Annotated in this window: 15 protein-coding genes; 7 read left to right on the top strand and 8 right to left on the bottom strand. The window is 73.0% G+C overall.

What is annotated here, in order from left to right:
- The 3 genes from ACGFI8_RS37165 to ACGFI8_RS37155 all read left to right on the top strand — a co-directional run.
- Positions 1-227 (top strand): zinc ribbon domain-containing protein (locus tag ACGFI8_RS37165; RefSeq protein WP_392811833.1); only part of this gene is annotated, 227 nt, incomplete at its 5' end.
- Between the two features lie 27 nt (positions 228-254).
- Complete coding sequence (locus tag ACGFI8_RS37160) at positions 255-854, top strand: FAD-dependent oxidoreductase (protein WP_392811840.1); 600 nt, start codon at positions 255-257, stop codon at positions 852-854.
- Positions 851-2095 (top strand): NAD(P)/FAD-dependent oxidoreductase, encoded by a 1245-nt coding sequence (locus ACGFI8_RS37155; protein ID WP_392811830.1) that lies wholly within the window; start codon positions 851-853, stop codon positions 2093-2095. The genes ACGFI8_RS37160 and ACGFI8_RS37155 overlap by 4 nt, the downstream gene beginning before the upstream one ends.
- Before the next feature lie 87 nt (positions 2096-2182).
- Here ACGFI8_RS37155 and ACGFI8_RS37150 read toward each other — a convergent pair whose 3' ends face one another.
- Complete coding sequence (locus ACGFI8_RS37150; protein WP_392811829.1) at positions 2183-2890, bottom strand: GNAT family N-acetyltransferase; 708 nt, start codon at positions 2888-2890, stop codon at positions 2183-2185.
- Positions 2891-2930: 40 nt separating this feature from the next.
- The gene (locus ACGFI8_RS37145; protein WP_392811827.1) at positions 2931-4091 is read right to left on the bottom strand and encodes an NAD(P)/FAD-dependent oxidoreductase; all 1161 of its coding nucleotides are present in this window, start codon (positions 4089-4091) and stop codon (positions 2931-2933) included.
- Between the two features lie 364 nt (positions 4092-4455).
- On the opposite strand from ACGFI8_RS37145, the gene ACGFI8_RS37140 reads away from it, so the two are divergent.
- The 4 genes from ACGFI8_RS37140 to ACGFI8_RS37125 all read left to right on the top strand — a co-directional run bounded on the left by ACGFI8_RS37140 (position 4456) and on the right by ACGFI8_RS37125 (position 9060).
- Complete coding sequence (locus tag ACGFI8_RS37140; RefSeq protein WP_392811826.1) at positions 4456-5454, top strand: amino acid ABC transporter permease; 999 nt, start codon at positions 4456-4458, stop codon at positions 5452-5454.
- A complete protein-coding gene (locus ACGFI8_RS37135) occupies positions 5454-6233 on the top strand; it encodes an amino acid ABC transporter ATP-binding protein (protein WP_392811824.1) in 780 nt (259 codons plus the stop codon). Before ACGFI8_RS37140 ends, ACGFI8_RS37135 begins: the two co-directional genes overlap by 1 nt.
- A 23-nt stretch (positions 6234-6256) precedes the next feature.
- Positions 6257-7270: an ABC transporter substrate-binding protein gene (locus ACGFI8_RS37130; protein ID WP_392811822.1), complete on the top strand. Its 1014-nt coding sequence runs from the start codon at positions 6257-6259 to the stop codon at positions 7268-7270.
- A gap of 167 nt (positions 7271-7437) precedes the next feature.
- Complete coding sequence (locus tag ACGFI8_RS37125; protein ID WP_392811820.1) at positions 7438-9060, top strand: cytochrome bc complex cytochrome b subunit; 1623 nt, start codon at positions 7438-7440, stop codon at positions 9058-9060.
- 72 nt (positions 9061-9132) lie between these two features.
- Here the strand turns inward: ACGFI8_RS37125 and ACGFI8_RS37120 are convergent, their stop codons facing one another.
- From ACGFI8_RS37120 to ACGFI8_RS37095, 6 genes are all read right to left on the bottom strand, one after another.
- Complete coding sequence (locus tag ACGFI8_RS37120) at positions 9133-12453, bottom strand: hypothetical protein (RefSeq protein WP_392811819.1); 3321 nt, start codon at positions 12451-12453, stop codon at positions 9133-9135.
- On the bottom strand, positions 12450-12749 hold the full coding sequence (locus tag ACGFI8_RS37115) for an ArsR/SmtB family transcription factor (protein WP_392811818.1): 300 nt from the start codon (positions 12747-12749) through the stop codon (positions 12450-12452). The genes ACGFI8_RS37120 and ACGFI8_RS37115 overlap by 4 nt, the downstream gene beginning before the upstream one ends.
- 106 nt (positions 12750-12855) lie before the next feature.
- Positions 12856-13755 carry a metal ABC transporter permease gene (locus ACGFI8_RS37110; protein ID WP_392811817.1) on the bottom strand — a complete coding sequence of 300 codons (900 nt, stop codon included), beginning with the start codon at positions 13753-13755 and terminating at the stop codon, positions 12856-12858.
- The gene (locus ACGFI8_RS37105) at positions 13742-14617 is read right to left on the bottom strand and encodes a metal ABC transporter permease (protein ID WP_392811816.1); all 876 of its coding nucleotides are present in this window, start codon (positions 14615-14617) and stop codon (positions 13742-13744) included. The genes ACGFI8_RS37110 and ACGFI8_RS37105 overlap by 14 nt, the downstream gene beginning before the upstream one ends.
- A gap of 12 nt (positions 14618-14629) precedes the next feature.
- Positions 14630-15409, bottom strand: coding sequence for a metal ABC transporter ATP-binding protein (locus tag ACGFI8_RS37100; RefSeq protein WP_392811814.1), 780 nt, complete (start codon positions 15407-15409; stop codon positions 14630-14632).
- Entirely contained in the window at positions 15402-16346 is a 945-nt protein-coding gene (locus ACGFI8_RS37095; protein ID WP_392811811.1) for a metal ABC transporter substrate-binding protein, read from the bottom strand. Before ACGFI8_RS37095 ends, ACGFI8_RS37100 begins: the two co-directional genes overlap by 8 nt.
- Between the last annotated feature and the right edge of the window lie 35 nt (positions 16347-16381).

Below are 16381 nucleotides of genomic sequence, written 5' to 3'. Positions count from 1 at the left end.
GCGGCGCGCTGGCCGAGCACATGCCGCTCACCGTGCGGACGTGGACGTGCCGGTGCGGCACCACCCACGACCGGGACGTGAACGCGGCACGCAACATTCTGGCCGCCGGGCTGGCGGTGTCGGCCTGTGGAGCTGGTGTAAGACCTCAACGGGAGTCCTCCCGGACGCGGCGGTCGGCGGTGAAGCAGGAAACCCCTGGGGCGACCCAGGCAATCCCCTCCCTTTAGGGAGGGGAGGATGTCAACAGCCCCACCATCTACGGCAACGTCATGCTCGGGCCCACCGCCGAGGATCTGACCGACCGTACCGCCACCGGCACCTCCGAGGAGGGCTTCGCCTTCCTCCGCGAGAAGGGCGCCGCGCTGATGCCCATCCTGCTGCGGGAGGAGGTCACCGCGACGTACGCCGGGCTGCGCGCCGCCATCGACCGCAACGACTACCTCATCGACGTCGACGACGAGCGGCGCTACGTCCTGGTCGGCGGCATCCGCTCGACCGGCCTCACCGCCGGCATGGCCATCGCCGAACACGTCGGCGGCCTGCTCGGCGGCCGGCTCGAGCTGACCGGCAGACCCGACCTGCCCGCACCGCCACGCATGCCCAACCTGGGCGAGGCCGGGCCGCGACCTTTCCAGGACGCGGCGGCGATCGCGGCCGACCCCGAGTACGGGCGGATCGTGTGCTTCTGCGAACGGGTCACCCGCGGCGAGATCCGCGACGCCTACGCCTCCGTGATCCCGCCCGCCGGCCTCGACGGGCTGCGCCGCCGTACCCGCGCGATGAACGGCCGCTGCCAGGGGTTCTACTGTGGCGCCGAGGTCCGCGTGCTGGCCGAGCAGGGAGCCGCCCGATGAACGAGCACGTGCGCGTCGCCGTGGTCGGCGGCGGCCCGGCCGGGCTGACCGCCGCGGCGGCGCTGGCGCCCCGGGTCGACGGGCCGGTGCTGGTGCTGGAGCGCGAGGCCCGGACCGGCGGCATTCCCCGGCACAGCGACCACACCGGTTACGGGATCCGGGACCTGCACCGCTGCCTGTCCGGACCGGCGTACGCGCGACGCCTGACCGCCATGGCCTCGTCGGCGGGCGCGCGGCTGGAGACCGAGGCGATGGTGACCGGCTGGGCCGGCGACCGGACCCTGGAGGTCACCTCGCCACGCGGCCGCCGCACCGTGACCGCCGACGCCATCGTTCTGGCCACCGGCGCCCGGGAACGCCCACGCCCCGCCCGGCTGATCCCCGGCGACCGTCCCGACGGCGTCTACACCACCGGCCAGCTGCAGAACCTCGTCCACCTCCACCACCGCCCCGTCGGCCGGCGCGCCGTCGTGATCGGCGCCGAGCTGGTCAGCTGGTCGGCGGTGCTCACCCTGCGCGAGGCCGGCTGCCGCACGGTTCTCATGACCAGCGAGTTCGACCGGCCCGAGGCCTACGCGGCCTTCCACCTGCCGGGCCGGCTCGCGTTCGGTGTGCCGGTACGCACCCGCACCAGGGTCGTGGCGATCCACGGCAAGGGCCGCGTGAGCGCCGTCGACGTCGAGGACCTCCGCACCGGCCGGCGCCGCCGCGTCGCCTGCGACACGGTCGTCACCACCGGGGACTGGATCCCCGACCACGAGCTCGTCCGGTCGGCCGGCATCGTCCTCGACGCGGCCACGCTCGGCCCCCGGATCGACACGACCCTGGCCACCAGCCGCCCGGGGGTGTTCGCCGCCGGCAACCTGCTGCACCCGGTCGACACCGCCGACGTCGCCGCCCTCGACGGCCGCCACGTCGCCGCCGCGGCCCTGGCGCATCTCGCCGGCGGTGTCGCGCCGGCCACCTCCGGTCTGGAGTTGGTCGCCGACGCACCCCTGCGATGGGTCGCACCACAGGTGTTCCGTACGGACGGCCCGCCTCCGCCGCGCGGACGGATCCTGGCCTGGACCACCGAATACCGCGCCTTCCCGCGCGTGACCGCCACGCAGGACGGCCGGGTCATCGCCGCGACACGGCTCGCCTGGCCGGCCGCGCCGGGGAGGGTCTTCCGAATCCCGTTCACACTGGTGCGCAACGCCGACCCGGCCGGCGGCCCGGTACACCTCGGCCTGCCGGACTGACGGTGATGGTGGCGACGGTGATGTACACGACCGGCCAGTTGTAGCGCTGAGAGCCGTACGTCACCGCGAAGTCGCCTACCCGGCCGTTCAGGGCTTCCTTGCTGGGCTGCGCAGCATCGAGAAGAGCACGGTCCGGCGGATTTCGAATCCGATCGATCGGTACAGTCTGATGGCGTTGACGTTGTCGGCGGCGGCGTGCATGAACGGCGTCTCACCGCGCCCGCGGATGTTGTGGGCGACCGCGCGGACCAGCGTCGCGGCCAGGCCCTGGCCGCGATGACCGGCGTCGGTGCACACCGCGCTGATCTCGGTCCAGCCGGGCGGATGCAGACGCTCGCCCGCCATCGCGACCAGGGCGCCGCCGCGGCGTACGCCGAGATAGGTCCCCAGCCGGTAGGTTTCGGGCTTGAACGGACCGGGCTGTGTGCGGGCCACCAGGTCCAGCATCTCCGGCACGTCCGCGGCGCCGAGGGTCACCAGGTCGTCGCCCGCCCTTGTCCGCAGCGCATCGGTGGCGACCAGCTGGACGCCGTCGCCCTGGTGCACGAGCTCCCAGTCGTCGGGCGGGGCGGAGAGATCGCCCGACAGCATCGCGAGCTCGCCGGGGCCGATGAGCGCGTGCAGGTCCGCCCAGACCAGCTCGTCCTGCACGGGCGGTACCGCCATGATGGGCGAGACGTCGGCGGGGTAACGCAGCGCTTGCCCCGTTCCCTGCGCGAAGTGGGCGTGCGGGCCGGTGAGGGAGGCCCAGGCCGCCTGGTCGAGCAGATGGATCCCGGCTCCGACGGTGCTCACGAGTTGCCCCGCCGGGCCCACTCCTGTGTCGGTCATCGCCTCAGCCCAGGATCCGTGCGGCGCCGAAGCCGCCGGGCAAACCGGCCCCGGCCGCGAAACGGCCGGGGGAGAACTGCCCGAGCCGCGCATCGGCGTCGCCGATGAGCAGGCGGGCCACGTGATCGCCCCACACCGGGGCGAGCTTGAACCCGTGCCCGCTCGTGCCGGCGTCGACGTACACGCGCTCGCTCACCTGACCGGTGACCGGCTGCCAGTCCGGGCTGACGTCGTACAGCGATGCCCAGCTGCGATCCGCCACGGCACCGCCGCGGACCGGCGCCCGCCGCGCCGCGCGGGTGGCGAGCCACGCGGACTCGGCGCTCGTGACCTCGGCGGAGAAGTCGTCCGGATCGGTCGCGGTGGTGGGTGCGAGCGGGCCGAGCAGGAACCGGCCGGCGCCGGCGGGCCGGGAGTAGTACCCGTGCTGGATGTCGATCAGGACGTGCGGTATCGGCCGCGGCACGTCCTGCGGCGGGTGGACGAGGCCGGCCACGACGTGGCGCTCGGCCGTCAGCGGGAGCGCGACGCCCACCTGCGTCAGCAGCGGGCCGGTCCACGGCCCCGCGGCCACCAGCAGGCGGCCGGCCTCGTGCCGGGTGCCGTCGCCGAGCAGGACGCGCACCGCATGCCTGCCCTCGGAAAGCTCCCGGACCGGGGCGTGCTCCAGCAGCGTCGCGCCGAGCTCGACGGCCCGGGCCGCGTACCCGAGTGCGGTCCGGTGCGGATCGGCGTAGCCGGCCTGCTCCTCCCACACCCCGATCGCGGTCCCGTCGAGGTTGAGGTTCGCGAAGCGCGCGGCCAGGTCGGCGGGCGTCAGGACCCGATGGCTGATCCCGGCGGCCGCGAGACCGGCGGCGGTGGCCCGCACGTCCGCGGCGTCGTCGGCGCCGTGCAGGTACAGCCCGCCCGTGCGGATGTAGCCGCTCTCGCCGCCTACGTGCGCGTCGAAGTCGGCGAGGAGCGCGGTGCTGTCGCGGGCGACCTCGGCGAGGAACCGGTTGGTGTAGTAGGAGCGGACGACTCCACTGGCGTGCCCGGTCGGGCCACCGGCCCGCCGGCCCCGTTCGAACACGACCGTGGACACGCCGCGCCGGGCCAGGTGGTACGCGGCGCTGAGGCCGTGCACCCCGGCGCCGACGATGCCGACGTCGTACGAGCTCATCCGCACACCTCCGCACGGGGGCGCGCGGCCGCGCCTTTCAGTGTGTGGGCTACGGCCGCGAGCAGGCTTCTGATGGGGTCGGGCGGCATCGCCGCGGCGCGGCGGCGATCGCGTGTGTCAGCTGATCAACGACACGATAGAGGCCCGCGAAGGAAATGTCTACTAATCCCATAGGATTACATCCACCGTCGGCCGGAGGCGTCGATCGGCCGCGGGTGGAGGTTAATTGCTAGTTTTCCGATAGGGATTGACAACTTAGTCGGGCCTCCCTAGGTTGCCCAGTAGCGGATGCCGAGACTGCCGCTGTCCTGCGGCAGGCCGCAGGCCGTTCCGCTTGCCGTCACATCCCGATGGAGCCACTCGCATGAGCGAGCCCGTAACCTTGCAACCGTCACCCGGAATTCCACTGATCAGCGGCCGCGTCAGCCGGCTCGACCCGCAGGTCGCGCAGCGGCGGGTCACGCCGCGGCTGCGCCCGTGGCGCTGGATCGTCAGCGCGGTCGTGCTGGTGGTGCTGGCCCAGTTCGTCTCCGGCGTCTTCACCAACACCCACTACGAGTGGCACAAGTTCTGGCCGTTCTTCACCCGTGAGTCGATCCTCGACGGCGTCGTGGTCACACTGAAGGTCGTCGGCCTGAGCGCGGTGTTCGGGCTCGTCCTCGGAGTGATCGTCGCGCTCGGCCGGTTGTCGACCAACCCGCTGATCGCCGGCCTGGCGTGGGCGTACGTGTGGTTCTTCCGCGCGCTGCCGCTGCCGCTGCTGCTGATCATCACCTTCAACTTCTCGTACTTCTACCCGCGGCTCGGGGTCGGCGTCCCCTGGGGACCGGTCTTCGCCGAAGTCGAGACGAGCAGCCTCACGCCGCTGGCCATCGGCGTCATCGCGCTGAGCCTGAACGAGGCGGCGTATGCGGCCGAGGTGATCCGCGGCGGCATCCTGTCGGTCGAGCCCGGCCAGATCGAGGCGGCGAACGCGCTCGGGCTGTCCAAGGCCCGGCAACTGCGGCGTGTCGTACTGCCACAGGCGCTGCGCTCGATCGTCCCGGCGTACGGCAACCAGCTCATCGGCCTGATCAAGGCCAGCTCGCTCGTCTACTACGTCTCGCTGCTCGACCTGTTCGGCGCGGTGTTCGTGCTGGAGTCGCGGCACCCGGAGTCGCTCGTACCGATCCTGATCGTCGGCGCGGTCTGGTACCTGCTGCTCACCGCGGCGCTGTCGATCGTGCAGTTCTACGTCGAGCGTTACTTCGCCCGCGGCAGCGTCCACGCTCTGCCGCCCACCCCGGTCCAGCGGCTGCGTCGCTTCACCGTCGACTCGTGGGGCCGTCTCGCCGGCGTCCGCCTCACCCGGAGGGGTTTCTGATGACGGCGACGCTCGACGCGGCGGTGGCGCTGGAGATCCGCAACGCGCACAAGTCCTTCGGCCCGCGGGAGGTGCTCAAGGGCGTCGACCTGACCGTCCTGCCCGGCGATGTCGTCGCGATCCTCGGCCCGTCCGGTTCGGGCAAGTCGACGCTGTTGCGCACGATCAACCACCTCGAGCGGCCCGACCTCGGGTACGTCGCCGTGCACGGTGAGCTGATCGGCGTCGAGGTCCGCGGCGCCCGGCTGCACGAGCTGTCCCAGCGGGCGGTACGGCACCAGCGCACCCGCATCGGCTTCGTCGCGCAGAGCTTCAATCTGTTCCCCAACCTCACCGCCCGGGACAACGTCGCCGAGCCGCTGGTCGCGCACAAGCGGCTCGGCAAGCCCGCCGCGCGCGATCGGGCGATCGAACTGCTGGCCAAGGTCGGCCTCGGCGATCGCGGCGACGCCTACCCACGCCAGCTCTCCGGCGGCCAGCAGCAGCGCGTCGCGATCGCCCGCGCGCTGGCGCTGGAGCCCAACCTGGTGTTGTTCGACGAGCCGACCTCCGCGCTCGACCCCGAACTGGTCGGGGAGGTGCTCTCGGTGATCCGGCAACTCGCCGACGGCGGCACGACCCTGGTGATCGTCACCCACGAGATCGGCTTCGCCCGCGAGGTCGCCGACACCGTGGTGTTCATCGACGGCGGCGTGATCGTCGAACAGGGACCTCCGTCCCAGGTGCTCGACAACCCGCGACAGGCCCGCACCCGGGAGTTCCTCTCGAAGGTGCTTTGAGGCGCCTCTACCGAAGGAGAAACATGTCCACCGTCAGACCAACCGGCCGGACGTTCGCGGCCGCAGCATTGGCCATCGCGCTCGCCGCAGGGCTCGCCGCGTGCGCGAGCGGCGACGACACCAAGGCGGAAGCCGAATCCAGCGCCGGCACGGTGACCGTCGGCGCCCAGGCGAAGGGCATCGCCAAGCCGACCGAGCTGAAGGTCGACAAACAGCAGAGCATCGCGGACGAGGTCCCTGACGCGATCAAGGCCGACGGCAAGCTGACCATCGGCCTCGGCGCATTGCCGACCGGCTTCCCGCCGCTCGCCTTCGTCGGCGACGACGACAAGACCATCACCGGTGCGGAGCCCGACCTCGGTCGTCTCGTCGCGGCGGTGCTCGGCCTCAAGCCCGAGTTCAACAACGACACCTGGGACAACCTGTTCGTCGGCCTGGACTCCGGCAAGAACGAGGTCGGCTTCTCGAACATCACCGACACCGAACAGCGCAAGGAGAAGTACGACTTCGCGTCCTACCGCCAGGACAACCTTGGCTTCGCGGTGAAGGCCGGCAACACCTGGAACTTCGACAAGAACCCCGAGAACCTCGCCGGTCTCAAGGTCGCCGTCGGTGCCGGCACCAACCAGGAGAAGATCCTGGTCGCGTGGCACGACAAGCTGAAGGCCGAGGGCAAGAACCTGGAGATCAAGTATTTCGCCGACACGCCCAGCACGTTCAAGGCCCTCGTGTCCGGGCAGATCGACGCGTACTTCGGTCCGAACCCCGGTATCGCGTTCCAGATCAGCCAGACGCAGGGCACCGCCGACGCCGTCCGCAACGCCGGTGTCTACTCCGGCGCCGGTGAATCCCTGCAGGGCTTGATCGCGGCCACCACGAAGAAGGACAACGGCCTCGTCAAAGCGCTGGCCGATGCGATCAACTACCTGATCCAGAACGGCCAGTACAAGCAATGGCTGGCCGCATACAACCTCGACACCGAAGCGGTGGACACGGCCCAAGTGAACCCGCCCGGCCTGCCGAAGTCCAACCTCTGACATCAAAGATCACCCGGCGGAGAACCGGGCCCGCGGTTCCCGCCGGACGGCCAGAGCCCGGCGGGAGCCGCCTCCCGGGGTGGCCTCACCCCGCCGTGGCGACGCTGGCGTCGCCGCCTGCGGCCATGCTCAATCAGGGAGGGACATCTCGCTTCCTGGGAGCGGCCATGAAACGGCGCAAGATCGATCTCCGGGCCTTGCCGGCCCGCTCGGCGAGGGGGCTCGACGAGCGGTTCCAGGCGGCCACCCCGCTGCGCCGCGTGTTCAACAAGGTTTTCCCGGACCACTGGTCGTTCCTGCTGGGTGAGATCGCGCTCTACTCGTTCGTCGTGCTGCTGCTCAGCGGTACCTTCATGGCGCTGTTCTTCGACCCGTCGATGCGCGAGACGGTGTACGACGGCAGCTACGCCCCGCTACGCGGTGTGGTGATGTCACAGGCGTACAACACGACGCTGCAGCTTTCGTTCGACATCCGCGGCGGCCTGTTCGTGCGGCAGATGCACCACTGGGCGGCGCTGCTGTTCGTGGCCGCGATCGTGGTGCACATGTTCCGGATCTTCTTCACCGGCGCGTTCCGCAAGCCGCGCGAGGCCAACTGGATCGTCGGCATCCTGCTGTTCTGGATGGCCTTCCTGGAGGGCTTCGCCGGCTACTCGCTGCCCGACGACGCGCTGTCCGGCACCGGCCTGCGCATCGCGAGCGCCATCGTGCTGTCGATCCCGATCGTCGGCACGTGGGTGACCACCTCGCTGTTCGGGGGCGGGTTCCCGGGTGAGATCATCCTCCCCCGGCTGTACATCGTGCACGTCCTGCTGGTCCCCGCTGTGCTGCTCGCCCTCATCACCGTCCACATGGGCCTGCTGGTGAAGCAGAAGCACACTCAGTGGCCCGGGCCCGGCCGCACCAACGAGAACGTGGTCGGCGTGCGGATGTTCCCGGGCTTCGCGGTCAAGGCCGGCGGCTTCTTCATGTTCGTGTTCGCCATGCTCGCCGTGCTGGCCGGCCTCTTCCAGATCAACCCGATCTGGCTGTACGGGCCCTACCGGGCCGCGGTGGTCTCGGCGGCGAGCCAGCCCGACTGGTACGTCATGTTCCTCGACGGCGCGGCCCGGCTCATGCCCGCGTGGGAGATCCGGTTCACCTTGTTCGGTAACGGCTACACCGTCCCGCCGATCTTCTGGCCCACGGTCGTGCTGCCCGGTTTCCTGGCGATACTGCCGATGCTCTATCCGTTCATCGAGGCGCGGTTCAAGAAGGACAGGGCCGTCCACAACCTGCTGCAGCGCCCGCGGGACAACCCGTCCCGCACCGGCCTCGGCGCGATGGCGATCTCGTTCTACATGGTGATGCTGATCTCCGGCGGCAACGACCTGGTGGCGGACAAGTTGGACATCAGCCTCAACGCGATGATCTGGGCGGGCCGCATCGGTATCGTGATCCTGCCGCCGCTGGCCTATTACGTGGCGTACCGGATCGCGCTGGGCCTGCAACAGCACGACCGCGAGGTGCTGGTCCACGGCATCGAGACCGGCATCATCCGCCGCCTGCCCGACGGCCGCTTCGTCGAGGTCCACCAGCCGCTGCCGGCGGTCCGCGACGGCCGGGCCGCCGAGGAGGAGCGCGGCCTGGAGTACGGGGGCTGGGTGGTCCCGAAGAAGATGAACCGGATCGGCGCGCTCGCCCCGACGGTGAAGGGCTTCTTCTTCCCGATCGAGAAGGCCCCCACGCCGCCGCCCGGGCGCGAAGTCGAGGAGCACGGGGAAGTCACCTCGGGCCACGAGTCCGAGTAGCCGCCAGGGTTCTCAGGGCGGCTCAGAACGCGTCCGGGTGCAGCTGCCGGGCCAGTGCGGGGACGCCGGTGATCAGCGTGGACGTCCGGTGTTGGCGCCGCCGTCGTCGGTCAGGCCGTGCCGTTCGATCATGTCGGCGGTGACGTGGTCGCCGAACTGCCGATGGAGCCGGACCAGCTCCGCTACCGCGGCCGGGTCGCCGAGATTCGCCGCGAGCACGCACTGTGCGGTGGCCGCCCCCCGGTCGCCCATGGCCAGGTGCAGGCGGGCGAGGACGAGGTGGGCGCCCGCGTGCCGGTACAACGCCGCGACGGTGTCCGGTGCCGGCACGTCCGCGGCCAGGCGCAGCCGGATGACCTGGCGGAGGTCGACGGGCAGGCCGGCGGCCACGGCGCGCAGGTGGAGCCGTTCGGCGCCGGCGAGGTCACCGGTCAGGGCGCGGACCGCGCCGAGGTCGGCGACGGCACGGTGATGGCCCTTCGCGGCCGCCTGCAGGGCGAGGCGCTCCGCGCGGGCCTGGTCACCGTCGTCCTCGGCGCGCATGTGCGGCAGGCGCATGAGGACCTCGGGGTCCCCCTGGGCGTACGCCGACCAGTACAGGACGGCGGCCTCGTCGTGCCGGCCGGCGCCGTCCCGCAGGTCGGCCAGGTGCCGCAGCACGGCGGGGTTGCCGTGTTCGGCGGCCTCGGTGGCCAGCCGGGCGGCGTCGGCGTGCCGGTGGCGGTCCCACAGCCGCGCCAGCAGGCGCGCCGAGGTGTCGTCGCCGCGGTCGCCGGCCTGGCGGTAGAGCGCGATGGCGGCCGGGAGGTCGCCGGCGTGCTCGCGGGCCCGCCCCAGGTCGCGCAGGGCGGTGGGGTGGCCGAGCTCGACGGCTCGCCGCGCGAACGCGGCGGCGGCGGGCGGGTCGGTGTCCTGCAGCAGCCGGGCGAGGGCGTCGGCGGCGTCGGCCACCCCACCGCGCGCGGCGTTGCGGTAGAGCGTTTCGGCGTCATCGACGTCGCCCGCGCGGTGCCGCGTCCGGGCCAGGTCGAACAGCGCGTCCGGGTCACCGCCGGCCGCGGCCCGTTCCAGCAGGAGTACGGCCTGGTCGGCGTCGCCGCCGCGGCGGTGGTTGCGGGCCAGCCGGCGCAGCGCGGAACTGTCGCCGAGCAGCGCGGCCCGCTCGGCCAGCCGCACCGCGGCCTGCTCGTCTCCGGACCCGGCGGTCAGCACGGCGATCTCGGCCAGCACCGACGGGTCTCCGCAACGCCCGGCGATCACCGCCAGCCGCAGCGCGCCCGCCGCCTCACCGCGCCGGTACCGGTCGACGGCCAGGGCCCGCAGCGGGCCGGTGTGCCGCCGGCAGGCCAGCCGGGCCGCCATCGCGAGGGCCCGCGTGACGCGGAGCGCCAGACACGCGTCGAGCCGGCGCAGCTCACCCTCGTCGACGTCGTCCGCCGCCCGGCGCCGGAAGGAGGCCACGGCGCCCGGCTTGCCCAGCCGGCGCTGCTCCTCGCGCAACGCGCGGTGCTCGATGGCGTGACCGTAGGACGCCGCGGCGACGGCGAAGCGCTCGGCGCGGTCCGGTGGCCCCGCGAACCGGTACAGCTCGGCGAGGCGCCGCAGGGCGGTCGTGTCCCCTCCGGCCGCGGCCTGCCGGGCGTACCGCTCGGCCCCGGTGACGTCACCGCGCCCGTGGGCGATGACGGCGAGCTCGGCCGCGGCGGGTGCGTGCGCGTGTTCGGCGGCGGCGCGGTACAGGGCCTCCGCGCGCGGCGTCCCGGGGTGTCGCCGTGCGAGCGTGAACAGCAGGGCAGGGTCGCCGGCGGCGGCCGCGGCGCGGGCGAGGGCCTCGGCCCGGCCGGTGCCGCCGCTCTCGTCGGCGCGCACGGCCAGCAGTTCCAGGGCACTGCCGGCGCCGAGCCCGGCCGCGCGGATCGCGAGCCGGCCAGCGCCGCGGTGGTCGCCGGCCCGCTCGCGCAGCATCGCCAGCCGCACCATCGCGTCGGCGTGGCCGTGCTCGGCCGCGAGCCGGTACGCCTCGACGGCGCGGGCGAGCCGGCCGCGCCGTTCGGCATGCGCACCGGCCGCGAGCAGCGTGCCGGGGTCGGTGACGGCGGCGAGCGCGTTCCAGAACCGCGCCGGCGGGAACACGGCGGCGCGCTGCGCCGCTGCCGCGTGGTACACGGCCTCGGCGAGGCGGTAGCGCCGCCCGGCCGGCGGTCCGGCGGGCTCATCCACGACGAGCAGGGCCGCCCCGCCCGCCGCGGCGGTCGCGTAGTCCAGCGCCGCGGCCGGCTCGTCCGCGGCGGCCGCCAGCAGGAACGCCGCCCGGAGCCACGGCGGGAAGCCGAACCGTCGGGCGTCGACGGCCGCGTCGAGCACGGCTCGGGCGGCGGCCGGCGCACGCTCGTAGCGGTGCAGCATGCCGGGGACGCCGGCGAGGGCCTGCGTGATCCGGCCGTCGCCTGCCTCGGCGGCGGCCCGGTGCAGGACCGGGTCCGCGCCGGCGTTCACCGCCGCCGCCTGCGCGGCGGTGAACGTGTCGGGCACCACGATGCCGAGCTCGCGCAGCAGCGAGCGCGTCGCGGCGTGCCGGTCGGGGTCGCCGGGCAACGGCGGCGCGGTGAGCCGGGTCCAGTGCTGCGGCCACAGCGCGAGCATCACCAGGACCGGGGCGCGGCCCGGATCCTCGATCAGCGCCCGGACGGCGGCCACCAGCGGCGGCCCGGACGGCCCGGCCTCCGCATCGAGCAGCGGCGCGGCGTCGGTGAGCCACACAACCGTGTACGGCCCGGCGGCGACCAGACCGGTGACCACATCGCCGCCGGGCGTCGATTCGTCCGGGCGCCAGATCCGCCAGAGGCTGGGCAAGGTCCGCACGGCCTCCCAGGCCGTCCTGGACCGGCCCGAGCACGGCGTGCCGACGAGCGCCATCACCCGGCTGGCGCCGGCCCGGGCCGCGTCGACGACACGGGCCACCGCGTCGTCGTGGGGGCGGCGCACGTACGCCGGGAGAGCCTGCCATCCCTCGACCCGGTGGATACCGAAGGCGAACGGATCGGCATCGCCGACCGGCACACCGGGCCGCCGGCCGCGCAGGGTCCGGGAGGCGATGTGCGCGGTGCGCCACGCGGCCCGGACCTGCTCACCGACCGCGGCCGGGTCGCGCCCGGCGGCACGGGCCAGGGCCGCGCCGACGAGGACGGCGTAGTCCTCGCTCGGCAGCCCGGAGTCCGCGCGGAGCATGGCCCCGACGGCGGCGCGGGTCGGGCCGCGCTCGGCGCCGAACCGGGCGGCGACGCTGCGGGCGTGTTCCGCGACGGCGGCGAACGCGGGCCGTCCGGCCTCGACGTACAGCCCCTGCAGCAGGTCCTTGAATTCCCGGACCGCTGCGATCGCGGGCAGGGTCATACCCGGTCGCCGCAGCACCGCAGGGCGGCGGCGATGACCGAGCCGACCTCCGGGTCGCGCAGACGGTACACGACGTGCCGGCCGTCCTGGGCCCGTTCCACGACCCGGGCGTCACGCAGCACCCGCAGGTGCTGGGACGTGAGCGTCTGCGGTGCGCCGATCGCCTCGATGATCTCGTGCACGTGCAGCTGGTGGTGGGTCACGAGCAGCCTGACGATGGCGAGCCGCAACGGCGCGGCCAGCGCCCGGAACAGCTCACTGACCCGCTCGTGGCTCAGGGCGTTCGGCGACGGCATCGGCGCTCCTCGACTGGCTCGACGGATGCGCAGACGATACTCGTTTTCATTTCGGACAACGAGATGTCGCATTGCGATGTACGCATGCCGGGGCGCCGCCTGCCCGTCACGACCCGGTCGCGGGCATCGGTTCGCTGCTCGCCGCCCGGTCGGCCGCGGCCGCCGGTGGGGTCCTGCGGCTCCGGCGGCGATGAGCGGCGCGGGCGATCATGCCCTGCCGCGGTGCGACGATCGTCGACAGCACGAAGCAGGCGGCGGCCAGGAGGCTGATCGCACCGCCGGCGGCGACGTCGAACGCGCGGGACAGGTACAGGCCGCCGACCGCGCTGCACACGGCGACCGCGACGGCGAAGGCGGTCATGCTGGCGATGCGGTCGGTCCACAGCCGGGCGGCGCCGGCCGGGGCGACGACGAGGGCCAGGGTGAGGATCGTCCCGACGGCCGGCACCGACGTCGCGACCACGGCCTCGATGAGTACCAGGACGAGCAGGTCCATGGCGCCGGCGCGGTAGCCGGCCGCCCGGGCCCCGGCCGGGTCGAAGGCGGTGAAGAGCAGCTCCTTGTGGACCGCGGTGAGCGCGAGGACGACGGCGGCGGTGACGGCGGCCGCCACGACCAGGTCCTGCTCGCCGACGGTGAGGATGGAGCCGGTGAGGTAGGCCGTGAGGTCCTTGGTGAATCCGTTCTGGGCGGACAGCAGGGCGACGCCGAGGGAGAACCCGGCGGCCAGTGCCACCGCGGTGGCGGTGCTCGCGTCGTGGCCGCGACGGCGGGACAGCACGGTGACGGCGAGCGCGGCCAGCACGCCCGCGACGGCGCCGCCGAGATACAGGTTGACGCCGATGACGGCGGCGACGACGACGCCGGGGAAGGTGGCGTGCGTCATGGCCATGGTGAAGAACGCCTGGCGGCGCAGGACGACCTGCACGCCGATGAGCCCGCACACGGTACCGACGAGGAGCGCTTCCAGCAGGGCGCGGTTGAACGCGACGTCAAGCCACCGCATCGGCCGTCCTCCGGGTCCGCAGTGCCCGCGCGAGCACGCCGGCGAGCAGGGTGAGCAGGTAGACGCCGACCAGGGTGAGCACGACGGTGGCGCCGCCGGCCAGGCGCAGGCCGTAGGTGATCGAGGCGCGGTAGCTGATGGCGAGGCCGAGGTAGCCGGACAGGGCGGCGACGGCCACGCCGACGGCGGTGATCGCCGGGAGGCGGTCCGAGACGAGCCGCCCGGTGGCGGCGGGGACGACGAGCAGGGCGATGACGAGAATGGTGCCGACCGACTGGGCGGCGGCCACGACGACGAGCGCGACGGCGAGGTTGAGCACGAGGTCGAGCAGCCAGATCGGGTAGCCCATGGCGGCGGCGCCCTGCGGGTCGAACGCGCGCAGCAGCAGCTCCTTGTGCAGCAGGGCGAGCGTGGTCAGGACGAGCCCGGCGACGACGGCGGTCTGGGTGATCTGGCCGGTGGTGACGGTGAGCAGCCGGCCGAACAGGAATGACGTGAGGTCGGCGGTGTAGGAGGCGCGGCGGGAGACGAGCACGACGCCGACGGCGAACATCGCGGCGAGCAGCACGGCGAGGGCGGTGTCGTCGGTGACCCGGCGGGACCGGGTGAGCAGCGTGAGCAGGATGGCGGTGACCGCGGCGGCGGCGAGGGCGCCGGGAAAGACGCCGTCGACGCCCGCGGTGAGGAAGCCGAGCACGACGCCGGGGAACACGGTGTGGGTCATGGCGTCGGCGACGAAGCCGAGGCGCCGGGTGAGCACGTGGGTGCTGACGACGCCGGCCAGGACGGCGAGCAGCAACAGCTCGGTCAGGGCGCGGGCCATGAACGGGACGGAGAAGGGCTGGACCAGGGTGGCGTGCATGCGGGTGTCGCCTCAGTGGTGTGCGACGACGATCTGGTCGCCGTGCAGTTCGAGGGCCTGGTTGCCGTACGTGGCGCGCAGCAGGTCCGGGGTGAGGGTGGTGCCGGTTGGGCCGAAGCCGAACATGCGCCGGTTGAGCAGGCAGGCGTGGTCGCTGACGTGTTGGGCGAGGGCGAGGTCGTGGGTGGAGATGAGCACCGCGGTGCCCTGCCGCTTGAGCCCGCCCAGCGCGCCCAGTAGGGCGTCCTGGCTGACCAGGTCCACGCCGTTGAACGGCTCGTCGAGCAGCAGCAACCGGGGCCGCTGCGCGATCGCCCGGGCGAGCAGCACGCGCTGGCGCTGCCCGCCCGACAGGGTGCCGAAGGTCGCCTGGGCGCGGTCGGCCAGCCCCACCTGGTCGAGGGCCTCGGCGGCGATGCGCCGGTCGTCGCGGCCGGGCCGGCGCAGCCAGCCGACCTGCCGGTAGCGGCCCATCAGCACGACCTGGGCGACCGAGACCGGGAACTGGGGGTCGAGGCTGTCGGCCTGCGGCACGTACGCGACGTCGCGGCGGGCCGCCGCCGGTGCCCGGCCGAACACGGCGACGGTGCCGCCGACGACCGGGACGAGGCCCAGGACCGCCTTGATCAGCGTGGACTTCCCGGCCCCGTTCGGGCCGATGAGCGCCACCACCTCGCCGGCGTCGACGCGGCCGGTGACCCCGGTGAGCACCGGCTCGGCGTCGTAGGCGATCGTCGCGTGGTCGATGTGCAGCGCGGCCACCGCCGGGGGAGTCGCCGTCGGGTCAGCCACTGAGGGCCTGCACGATGACGTCGGTGTTGTGCTCTTCCATCTTGAGGTAGGTGTCGCCGGCCGAGCCCTGCGGGCCGAGCGTGTCGCCGTAGAGCGCGTCCTCGCCGGCGACGACCTTCACGCCGGCCTGCCTGCCGATCGCCTCGGCGGTCTTCGGCGGCAGCGAGCTCTCGGAGAAGACCGCCTTGGTGCCGGTCTGCTTGATCTTGGCGACGATGTCGTCGACGTCCTTCGCGGACAACTCGGCGGAGGTGTCGAAGCTCGGGATGATCGAGCCGACGAACTCCAGCTTGTACCGGTCGATGTAGTAGCCGAACGCGTCGTGGTTGGTGACCAGCTTGCGGCCGTCGGGCGGCAGCTTGTCGATCTTCGCCTGGATGTCGGCGTCGAGCTTGTCGAGCTTCGCCGAGTAGTCGGCCAGGTTCTTCTCGTAGACCGCCGCATCGGCGGGGTCGGCGGCGGCGAAGGCCTTCTCGATGTTCTGGGCCATGATTTTGGCGTTGCGAGGGTCGTGCCAGATGTGCGGGTCCCCGTCCTTCTCCTCGTCGCCCTTGCCCTCGCGGATCTTCACGCCGGTGCTGGCATCGACGGTGGTGCCCTTGAACCCGGCGGAGGAGATCGTCTCGTCGAGCCATTTCTCCAGGCCGAGGCCGTTCTTCACGACGACCCTGGCGGCGCCGATGGCGGTGATGTCGGCGGGGGTCGGCTCGTAGTCGTGCGGGTCGGCGTTGGGCTTCAGCACCTGCGTGACGGTCACCTTGTCGCCGCCGATGTTGCGGGCGAAGTCGGCGACCTGGGTCGTCGTGGCCACCACCGCGAGCTTGTCGCCGCCGGCCGCGGCGGGCTTCGGGGTGACGTCGTCGCCGCACGCGGCGAGTGCTGCCGCCAGGGTGGCGGCGAGCGCGAAGGCCGCGATGGGACGCCGGGAAGGGCGCATGGTTGTGCTCCTCGGGCAAGGGATGAGGCTCAGCT

Origin of the sequence: Dactylosporangium sp. NPDC048998, assembly GCF_043197855.1 — a bacterium.
Classification (GTDB): domain Bacteria; phylum Actinomycetota; class Actinomycetes; order Mycobacteriales; family Micromonosporaceae; genus Dactylosporangium.
The sequence above is the reverse complement of the archived record's forward strand: the minus strand, read 5'-3'. Positions and strand labels throughout refer to the sequence as shown.